Here is a 12,122-nt window from a genome sequence, read left to right as displayed (position 1 = left end):
GCAAGGTGAGCGTGGGCCCCAACCCGACGCAAAACCGGGTGACGGTCTACATTGATGCCTCGCTGAAGACGGGTGCTGCCTACTCGGTGCGGCTCGTAGACCAGCACGGCGCTGCGCTGATGCGCCCGGCGAGCTTCACGGGCACGAGCTATACGCTCGACCTGACGGGGCTGACATCGGGCACCTACCTGGTGCAGCTCACCGACACGCGCACGGGCGAGACCGTGCAGAAAAAGGTGATCAAGCTCTAAACGGGTTCTTGTACATACCCCCGCAACAACAAAAGGCCTCCCCGAACAAGGGAGGCCTTTTGCTATGCAGGTAAGCGAACAAGAGAACAGGGAACAGGGAACAAGGAACAAGGAATAGCGAACAGGGGACAAGGAAGGAGAAGGAGGGGAGTAGCCCCAAACCTCCAAAAACCGTAAGAAACGTAAGAACCCATCCGGCCCCTTCGTCGCTCCGAACCGCGGATTCGCCGGGCAAAATCCCCTGCCGGCGGCTAAGGGTATGTATTGAGCGAATTATTAAAATCTTATTAAAAAACTCTTTTTATATTCACATGCTTACTTCCGGTTGAGGGGCTTCCCCTCCGGTCGGTGGTAAGAACGGGCCGGCACCTGAACGCGGCCGCCCGATCGATCCTTTCCTATAAAGACCAAACCGGACCACCTGCCTGCGCGGGCGGATCGGAGCATTTCATTAGTGCCAAAAACCAAAAAGACTGTTTATGCGTCTGGAAAAGACCCCGGCGGCGACGTGCGCGTCTGCCCCTTCCCGTTCGAGCAACGTTATCTGTAACACGCGTCTGAAGCGCGGCCTGCAGCGGCTCCTGGTAGCAACTGTTGCGCTACTGACCGCCGGCGCTGTGCAGGCACAGACCATCAATGCGACAACTTACCCGTTCACACCTAGCACCGGTGCTTCACTCGTAGACATGTCTTCGGGTACGGTAACGCTCCTAACGGGAAGCTCCGTTGACGACGATGCTTCCGCAGTAACCAACATCGGCTTCGATTATTGGTTTGTCGGAACCCGCTACTCGCAGTTTTCTGTTAATGCCAACGGGTTGGTGCGCTTAGGCGGCACGATCATCGGGACTACCTTCACCAATTCGCTCACGAGCTCCTCCAACGTTCCGCAGGTTGCGCCTTACTGGGATGACCTCTACCTGGGCAACAACGGCAAGGTGCACTATAAAGTGACCGGCACTGCACCGAACCGCGTGCTGGTAGTCGAATGGCAGAACATGCAGATCCCCCGTGTGGGATCAGGTAATGCCGGAGCTGGTACCTTTCAGTGCTGGCTCTCCGAAAGTACCGGTGTCATCGACTTCGTTTATGGCTCCGGCATGGCTGCAAACGCAACCAACAGCGGTGCATCGATCGGGTTTGGCAGTTCGTCGTCTTTGTTTGCGAGCGTCACGGTCAACGCAACACCGCCTACGGTTTCCTATACGACCGCGAACAACGCCAACACCGTTGCCATCACTTCCGGCACCCGGTACAACTTTACCCCCCGCAGTACCTCGGCGCCTTCAAACCTGACATTCACGGGCGTGGGCCTCAGTGCGATGACGCTGAACTGGACCGACAACAGCACCATCGAATCCGGTTATGTGATCTACCGGTCAACCGACGGGATCAATTACTCCTTCGTCAGCCAGGTTGCTGCCAACAGCACCAGTGCGTCCATAACCGGCCTTGCTACCGGAACGACGTATCACTATCAGGTGTATGCCGTAACAGAAGGTACGCTCAGCTCCGCTCTTGCCGGTTCGCAGTCGACCATCACCCCCATCAACTCCGTTGCGAGCGGTACCTGGAACGATCCCAACACCTGGGCCAACGGCGAAGTTCCTTCCTGCAGCAAGTTCGTAACGATCGCCTCCGGCCACAACGTGACTGTGAGTGCGGCCGACGGCGCCGCCAACACGGCCGGCATTACCATCAACACCGGCGGTACCCTCACCGTTACCGGCAGCACGCTCACGATAGGCTGCACGAACAACAACGCCTTCCTCAACAACAGCGGTACCCTGACCGTTTCCGGCGGTACGCTCAACATCAACGGTAACCTCGCCATTGCCAACGGCTCCACCTTCAGCCAGTCGGCAGGCGCCATCAACATCGATGGCAACAATGGCGGCTCCGCCACCGGGTCGGTAGCCTCGGGCACCCCGCTGCTCGGCATCGGCACCTCCGGCACGGCCTACGCCTCCGGAACCATCGCACTCACGGGCGGTACGCTCACCATCGTGGACCCGCACACGGCAACGAGCACTACCAGCAGCTACGCCCTCTACAGCAATATGACCACCGTGTCGTTCAGCTCCGGCAGCGGGCACAACTTTGTGTTCGGCAACGGTGCGTCCACCTCGGCCGCCGGCACGGCGAGCGGATTCGTAGTCGACCTTGGCTCCACGATGCGCTTTCACCTCGGTACCGTTACGGTGAGCACCGGTGCCACTTCGCGCCCGGTGACCCAAACCGGCACGGTACTCGGCATCACGGGCAGCCTCTCGGTCAGCAGCGGCGCCTTCACGCAATCGTCGTCCACGAGCACCTTCCTCGGCGGCAGCCTGAGCGTAGCGAATGGTGCCGCCTTCTATGCGCTGGGCACCACGGCCTTCTCCATGCCGAGCGGCATCTCGAACACTGCGGTCACCAGCCCGCAAAGCGTATCCGTGGCGGGCACCGGCATCATAGCAAACTCCACCACCACGGCAAGCGCTAACTTCAACGCGATCACCATTAATAATACTTCCTCTTCCGGCGTTACCTTCAACATCCTCAACAACGCCTACGCCGGCACCTTCAACAGCTTTGCGGGTACCAGCGCAAGCACCATCACCTTCAACGGCTACGCCAGCACGGCCCCCGGAGCAGCGCTGATCTACGGCACTGCCACGGCGACCGGAACGCTCAATGTGACCTCCGGTGGTATGCTGCCCGGCAGCACCATCGGCCGCACTTGGACGTCGGCTACTGCCGGCTCCACCATCTCCTCAGGCTCCATCCCCGCAACAACGAGCCAGATGCCCTTCGTGGATGCCGCGTCGGCAACCGCCAACGTTCGCCACGCCTGGGTCCAGCGCGTGACTCCGTCGGCTGCCGGCATCACGGCCGTTACCTATACGAACGGCACCGGTACCAGCACGGTGAACATCGTTGATGGCGCCTACAATGTGAACACACAGTTCAACGGCTCCTGGTCGGTGAGCAGCCTCGGCACCACGCCGTCGGCCGCTACCTTCAACTTCGCCGTATCGGCCCCTAATGCCTTCGGCGCGACGCTTGCTGCCGCGAACGCCCGTATTACTACGGCTTCGGGTGTGATCGCCAACCACCAGGCCGGCACCACGCTGCCGCATGCGCAGCGCACGGGCCTTACCCTGGCTCAGCTCACCGGCCAGCCGTTCTTCATCGGCGTCAACAGCGCCGACATCCCGTTTGCTTCCAGGCAGAGCGGCAGCTGGAACGACCCGGCCACCTGGAACCGCAACACGGTGCCGACCTGCTCCGACGCCGTGCAGATCGCGAGCGGCCACACGGTAACGGTGGACAATACCGTCACCGATGCCGTTGCTTCGGCACTCACGATCAATGCCAACGGGGTGCTCACGATCAGCGGCACGAGCGGCCAACTCACCGTCGGCTGCACCGGCAACAACAATATTTTCACCAACCTGGGCACGCTCAACCTCACCGGCAGCAAGCTGATGGTAAACGGTAACGTAGTGATGACCGCCGCGCAGAACTTCAACATGTCGGGCGGCCAGTTCTTCGTGGACCCGAACAGCGGTACCGCAGCCTCCAGCGTCGCCAACGGTACGATCATTTTCGCGATCGATGCTTCGGTAGGCGGCTCCGTGAACGGCGGTAACATCATCATCGTAGACCCGCACCAGGGAACGGCAACCGCGCAGACCTTCGGTTTCAGCGGCTCCGCATCGAACCGCAGCTGGGCAGGCAACACGCTCACCCTCGGCGGTGAAGGCTTTGCCGGGATGACCACGAACACGACCACCAGCACCCGCGGGTTCGAAATGGACTGCTATATCAGCAGCGTGTTCCTGCAGCTTGGCGATGTGGTGGCCAACGGCTCCTCGGCCGCGAACCGCTTTGCCGCAACGGCGAACGCCACGGGCAACGGTACGTTTATGACGAACCTGACGGTCAACAGCGGCGCAGAATTCCGGAACACGACGTCCACCCGCTTCTCGGTAGCGGGCAATATCACCAACAACGGTACCTTATCCGTGCTGAATACGCTGCAGCTAGCAGCGGTAGCGGCGGCCCCCTCCACGAGCACCACGCTGGTGGCTTCGACACTACCGCAGACCATCGGCGGCACGGGCGTGTTCCAGAACCTGACGGCTTCAGCTACTGCCAGCATGGCGAGCCTGACCATCAATAACTCGAATGCGACCGGTGTTACCCTCCAGGTACCGCTGTCGATCAGCGGCATGCTCACGATGACCAGCGGCCTTGTGAACACGTCGAATACGAACCTGCTGTCCCTCGGTACCACAACCACGTCGGCAACGTTCAGCGGAACCACCAGCGCTACCAATATGATCGTGGGCCCCTTCGCCCGCACCTTCGGCACGCGCTCCGCTTCCGGCACTTATTCCACGAGCACGATCTTCCCCGTAGGCAAGGGCATCACCTATGCCCCGATCTTCGTAGACCCGGCCACTACCGGCACGGTCGTCATCAGGGCCGAGGCCTTTACCAGCAACGCCGGCAGCCCCGACGCCGGGGTGAGCAACCTTTCGGCCACCCGCTGGGAAGTACTGACCACCTCCGGTTTCGGCAACCTGACCAGCGCCTTCGTGCGCGCCAGCGAAGCCGGCATGGCCTCCGGCCAGCAACTGGTGCAGGCACCCGCTGCCGGCGGCACCTATTCCGGTGTGCCGGGCGTGACCTTCACGTTCGCGGCAGGAACGCCTCCCACCATCACCTCGAATACATACCCCGCGGCCACGCTTACCGCTGCTGCCTACCTGGCCTACGCCAACCTGACCCCCTGCGTGGCACCCGCCAACCAGCCGACCGGCCTGGCTACCACTTCGGTGACCACTACCAGCATCAACGCCAACTTCACGGCCGCTGCGGGTGCGCCCACCGGCTACCTCGTTGTTCGTTATCCCTCGGGCGCAACGCCGACGGCACCTGTTGACGGTACCGTTTACTCTGCCGGCAACAGCCTCGGAAGCGGCCAGGTGGTGCAGGCGTCCGGCGCGCTTACGATCAGCAACACCGGTCTCACGGCGGGTACTACCTATACGTACTATGTATATGCCTACAACAACTCCGCTTGCTCCGGCATTGCCTACAACACGGCTTCGCCGCTGACGGCCAGCTTCACTACCTGTCCGGGCACCCCCACAGCAAGCGCTGCCACCGGTGTGACCAGCTCGGGTTTCACTGCCAACTGGTCTGCCGTGACAGGAGCTGCCAGCTACCTGCTCGACGTTTCGACCTCCAGTACTTTCGCCACCTTCCTCAGCGGCTTCAACGGCCTGAACGTGGGCAACGTAACTACCTATGCGGTGACCAGCACCGTGTCGAACGCTCCGCTGTACTACCGCGTACGTGCACTGAACGCGTCCTGTAACTCCTCCAGCAGCAGCACCATCACGGTGTGTGCGCCCTATACGGTTCCCTACGCGGAGAACTTCAACGCATCCCTCTCGATCCCGGGCTGCAGCGCCGCGATCAATTCCGGGTCCGGCAACACCTGGGCCGTGAGCGCCGCACCCGCCGGTATGACGGGCAATGCGCTTTCGTATACCTATAATTCCAGCTTTGCTGCAAACACCTGGTGGTTTACGCCCGGTATCCAGCTCACCAGCGGCGTTGCCTACCGCCTTACGTATAAGTACGGTGTTGGCGATGCGCTCTATGCAGAGCGGATGAAGGTGGCGTATGGCACTACGGCCACGGCTGCCGGTATGACGACCGTGCTGAAGGATCATAGCTCCATCACCAACACCACGCCCGCAACGGAGACGATCACGGTAACTCCTTCGGCTACCGGCATTTACTATTTTGGGTTCCAGGCCTATTCGGTCCTCGACCAATACATCCTGTACGTGGACGATGTGGCGGTACAGGCTGCCTGCGCAACCCCGAACGCGGTTACGGCTCTCAGCTTCCCGGCCACCGGCCCCAGCACCATTCAGGGTTCGTTCGCGGCCCCCAGCCCGGCCCCCAGCAATTACCTGGTGGTGCGTTACCCGACGGGCAACCCGGAAACGGCACCGGTCAACGGTACGGTCTATACGGCTGGCCAGGCGCTCGGCGCCGGCACGGTGGTGAGCGCCGCCACCGGCACGACCTTCTCGGCTACCGGTCTTGCTCCGAACACTGCCTATGATTTTTACGTGTATGCATACAACAACGCGGGCTGCTACGACGGACCTGCTTACGCTGCAGCCACTACCGGCACCAGCAGCACCGGCGGTTGCGCTACGCTGAATACAACCCTCACGGTAGGCCCCAGCGGCGACTACCAGAAGCTGAGCGACCTGGCCCTCGTCCTCAACGGATGCCCGGTTTCCGGCCCCACGGTGGTGAAGCTGATGGCCGATTACAACGGTGCGGGCGACAGCTACCCGATCGTGTTCACGAACAACAGCGGCGCCAGTGCCGTCAACACCATCACCATCCGTCCGGATGATGCGGTGAATGCCATCCTGACGCTCGCCGGCTCGAGCACGAGCCCGCTGATCGACTTCTCCGGTGCCCGCTACTATACGATCGACGGCCGCCCGGGAAGCACCGGCACGGCTTCGTACCTGACGATCCAGAACAGCGGCGATGGCGCAGCTTTCCGCCTCATCAACGACGCGCAGAACAACAGCCTCACCTACACGACGCTGAAAGCCGCCAATACCTCGGCTACCAATGGGGTCGTTCGCATTGCCGGTGCCGCCGGCGCCACGTCCGCGAACGGCAACAACAACAACAGCATCAGCAACAACAACATCGACGGTAACGGTACCTCGCCCAACGGCATCTATGCCGCCGGCGATGCCGCCCCGGCCGACAACAAGGCCATCACCATCAGCAATAACAATATCTATAACTACTTCAGCGACGTAGCGTCCATCCGCAACGCGGGTATCCAGATCAGCTCCGGTAACGGCGTCACCACGGGTTGGACGATAAGCGGCAACAGCTTCTACCAGGCGGCTACACGCACCTATGCTACCGCGGTAACCGGTGTGCACGCCATCAACCAGGACGGCGCCGATAACCCGACGCTCACGATCACGGGCAACTTCGTCGGCGGCACGCAGCCTTCCTGTGGCGGCTCGGCAATGACGCTCAACGGTAGCGGCGCTTATGCCTTCTCCGGTATGCGCCTGTTCCCCGGCAGCACGTCAGTAAGCACCGTTAGCAATAACACGGTGCAGAACATCAGCATCACGACGGCCAGCACCAGCACCACGCTGCACTACGGTATCGGCGTACAGTCGGGCCAGGCTACCGTGAGCAACAACGTGGTAGGCAGTGCCTCCACGCCCGGCTCCATCACGTTCAGCGGCGGCTCCTCCGCCGCGTTCATCGGCATCCAGGCGCTCAACGGCAGCAGCACTACGGGGCAGAACCTCGCCGTGAGCAACAATACCGTAGCCGGTATTGCCGTCTCGGGATCCAGCGCCAACCAGCTGACCGGCATCAACGTGCTTTCGGCCACTACCATGACGGGCACGAACACGATCAGCAACAACACCATCGGTACGCTGGCGGCCCCGCTGACCAACAGCACCAACAGCGGTATCACGGGTATCGTGAAGTCGAACTCCGGTGCATTCACCATCAACGGCAACAGCGTCCGCTACCTGACCTCCACCAACACCGGAACTTCCGGCCAGGTGATCGGTATCCTGGTGAGCGGCGGATCGAACACGGTAGGTACGCCGGGCGCCGGCAACACGGTCAGCAACCTGACCAGCAGCGCCGCCAATACCAGCACCACGTCTTCGGCATCGGTGATCGGTATCTCGGTAACCACCGGTACGGCTGGCCAGACGGTTGCCGGCAACACGGTAAGCGCACTTGCGAATGGCGCCAACGCCTCGGTGATCATTACGGGCATCAGCCTCACCGGCAGCACCACGGGCACCAACAGCGTGTCGCGCAACATGGTGTACGGCCTGGCTGCCACGCATGCCTCCGCAACCGGCTCCGTAGTAAATGGCATCTCGGTAACGGCGGGCAGCACCACGTTCAGCAACAACGTCGTGCGCCTCGGCACGGTGAACCCCGCGCTGGCCAACAGCATCAACGGCATTGTGGAAACCAGCGGCACCAACAACTGGTATTTCAACAGTGTGTATATCGGCGGTTCGGGTGTCGGAACGACTTCGAGCAACACCTACGCTTTCAACAGCTCCAGCACCGGTACGCGCATCATCCGGAACAACGCGTTCCAGAATGCCCGCACCAACGCTACTACGGGCGGCAAGCACTACGCCATCGCCGTCGGCGGTACCACGGCCAGCCCCAGCGGGCTGACGCTGAGCAACAACGTGTACTATGCGAACGCTGCGGCGAGCGGCTTCCTGGCACGCTACAACAGTGCCGACGTGACCACGTTCGGCGCCTGGAGAACAACTCCCTATGCTTCGGGCAACGGCCCCGGACTGGACGCCAACAGCTTTGCATCCGATCCCAATTACATGGCCCCGACGGCTGCTGTGCCCGACCTGAGCCCGAACCCTGCGGTACCTTCGGCCCTGGAAAGCCAGGCGCTCGTGGTGAGCGGGATCACGGTCGACTTCGCGGGTACTACCCGGAATGCATCCACTCCGGATATCGGCGCCTATGAGTTCAACGGAACCGCAGCGACCCCGTCGGTGACCATCGACGGCATCACGCCCGCGGGCAACCAGTGCACGGCCACCGCGCATACAGTGAGTGTTACGGTAGTGCCGGGTGCGACCCCGATCACTGCCGGCATGGTAAACCTTACCTACACTTATAATGGCAGCGGCAGCACAACGATCCCCATGACCAACACGAGCGGCAATACGTGGACCGCTGTGATCCCGGCCGCCAGCTCGCCCGTAAACGCTACCGTTGCCTATTCGGTAAGTGTGAACGATGGCAGCTTCTCGGTTTCGCGCACCGGTACCAGCTATTCGGATGTGCCCCTGTTCGGCCTTACGGTTACTGCCAGCGGCACGCCGCTTACGGTCTGTTCCGGCGGCGCAGTAACCCTCACGGATAACTATGGCGACGGTTCCGCCAGCGCACCGACCTATACGGCGCCGACCCAGAGCGGTAGCGCCTGTATGAGCTCCGTGGGCTTCAATACGCTGAGCAAGACCTCGTTCACCTCCTGCGCATCGCCCTATTATACGGCAAACGCAGCTACGGGCAACAACACCACGCTGCTGATCCCGGGTCGCTCCTATACCTTCAACCTGACCCTCGAAGGAAGCGGCAACTATGCAGGCGTGTGGATCGACTACAACGGCAACGGAACCTTCGAGTCGAGCGAATACACCCAGCTGATCAGCAGCGGCAGCACCGCCGCCGTAGCGATCACCATCCCGTCATCTGCCCGGATCGGACGCACTGGTTTGCGCGTACGCAGCCGCGCGGTATCCATGACCTCCAGTGATGGTGCTGCATCTTTCTCGAGCGGGGTTACTGAAGACTTCGTAGTCCAGATCTCGAATCCCCCGGTGACCCGCAGCTGGTCGGACGGCACTACCGTGGTGGGCACTACCAGCCCCCTCACGGTGAACCCGGCAACGACAACGACCTATACCCTCACACTCACCGATGCCAACGGTTGTACCCTGGTAAGCAACGGTATGACGGTTACTGCGGGCACAGCGCTCGTTGTAGCTCCCTCGGCTAGCAGCTCCACGATCTGTGCCGGAGCTTCCACCACACTTTCGGCGAATGCCACCGGTGGTGGTCAACCTTATACGTATATCTGGAGAGATGCGAACAACAACCAGATCGGTACCGCCGCCACCGTTTCGGTGACGCCGGCTACGACGACTACCTATACGGTAACGGTCACCGATAACTGCAGCAACGTGGTTGCCCAGCCGGTGACGATCACGGTAAACCCGCTGCCGGTGGTAACGCTCAGCCCCGCAGGCACGCAGGCCATCTGCACCGCCAGCCAGGTGCTGACGCCGACCACGAACGCTGCATCGCCGTCGTACCAGTGGCTGCTGGCCAATGCCAACATCTCAAGCGCCACGGGCGCCACCTACACGGCTACCGCTTCGGGCGCCTACAGCGTGCGCGTAACGGACGGCGCAACGGGTTGTATCGGTACGTCGGCCGCTACCACGCTTACGTTCAACGGTTTCCCGGGCGCCATTACGGTGACCCCGGCTGGTACGGCTACGATCTGCCTTGGCCAGAGCCAGCCGCTCACGGCCAGCGCTTCGCTGACGAATGCCACGGCGGTGAACATCCTGAGCGAGAACTTCAACAGCGGTGCGGCCGGCTGGAGCATCAGCTCTAACTCGGTGAACAGTGCCAATGCGCCGATCACGAATACGAACTGGGTCTTCCAGGCAGCTCCGTACACGGATGCCGCCGGGTCGGCCACGTTCACCAACTTCAGCGTAGACAACAGCACCTTTGCGCTCGTTAATGCCGATGCCGGTGGCAGCGGCAGCAAAACGCGCTCGGTGCTCGCTTCGCCGGCCTTCAGCACGCAGGGCTACGCCTCTGCCAGCCTGCGCTTCCAGCACGTATTCCAGCGCTGGTCGAGCGGCGACTCGCTGATCGCCGTACAATACAGCACCGACGGCACCAACTGGACGCTCCTGAAATCCTACACCAGCAACCAGGGCACGACCACCTCAAATGCCCAGGTAGCCACGCAGGAAACGATCGCACTGCCCGCGGGTGCGTTGAACCAGTCGAACCTGCGCGTCCGCTTCTTCTATGTGTCCACGTTCGGATACTACTGGCTTGTCGATAACGTAGCGGTAACCGGTACGCCATCGGCCCCGCAATTTGCCTGGAGCAGCGCATCGGGCAACGCCGGCATCCCTGCCGCCGCCGCATCGGCCGCTCTTGCAAACAGCAGCGTTTCGGTAACCCCGACCGCCATTGGCCAGCATACCTATACCGTAACGGCTTCTGTTGCGGGCTCTTCCTGCACCACCACGAACACCGTAACGGTGAACGTGCTCACACCGTCGACCGCACCGTCTTCCCTGAACGCTTCGGCGTCCACGGTGTGCTCCGGCACCGACGTACTGCTGACGCAGACGGGTGGTTCGCTGGGTGATGGTGCTTACTGGCAGTGGTACAGTGATGCTTCTTACGGTACGTCGTTCAAGGTGGGTGGTCCGCTGATGACTGCCAACGCGCAGCTGACGGTATCGCCGGCTGCCACTACGACCTACTACCTTCGTGCGGAGGGTGGCACGGCTCCCTGTGCCGCCAACGTATCGGGCGCGGCCACGGTAACGGTCTCCATCTATGCACCTGCTGCGGGCGGTGTGGCCTCCTCGGACCAGACCATCACGGCCGGCACGGCGCCTGCGGCCCTCAACGTTTCCGATCACAGCGGCACCATCGCGCGCTGGACCTCGGCTTCCGACGCGGGCTTCACGCAGAACGTGACGCACTACGCCAACACCACCACCACGCTTAGCGGCGCCGAGATCGGGGTGCTGAACGAGACGCGCTACTTCCGCGCCGAGGTAACCTCGGGCGGCTGTACGACGGCGTACTCCAATACCGTTACCATCACGGTCATCGCCTGCCCGGCAAGCTTTACGGTATCGGGCTCGGGCTCCTACTGCGACGGCCTCGGCCGCGAGGTAACCCTCTCGGGCTCGGAGACCGGCATGAGCTACCAGCTGAAAAAAGGTGGCCTCGACCAGGGCGCCCCCCTCACGGGCACCGGTGCTGCACTGAGCTTCGGCATCCAGACCGCCGGTACCTATACGGTGGTGGCCTCCAACGGCGCCGGCTGCACCACGACGATGACGGGTGCTGCCTCCATCACCAACCTGGGTACCTTCACGGCGCAGATCGCTGCCGTCAACCCCGTGCTCTGCGCCGGTACCAGCACCGCCACCGACATCAACATCACCGGCGGACCGGCAAACGGACAGG

At 62.0% G+C, this 12,122-nt stretch carries 2 protein-coding genes; both read left to right on the top strand.

Annotated elements, in window-relative coordinates; all coding sequences use genetic code 11:
- Positions 1 to 251: T9SS type A sorting domain-containing protein (locus ABD937_RS23845; protein ID WP_345258111.1), on the top strand; the 251-nt coding region annotated here is incomplete at its 5' end.
- A 479-nt stretch (positions 252 to 730) separates the two neighbouring features.
- Positions 731 to 12,122 (top strand): beta strand repeat-containing protein (locus ABD937_RS23840; RefSeq protein WP_345258596.1); only part of this gene is annotated, 11,392 nt, incomplete at its 3' end.

Source organism: Flaviaestuariibacter amylovorans (assembly GCF_039541815.1).
GTDB lineage: Bacteria > Bacteroidota > Bacteroidia > Chitinophagales > Chitinophagaceae > Flavisolibacter > Flavisolibacter amylovorans.
This window is presented reverse-complemented; position numbering and strand designations above follow the sequence as displayed.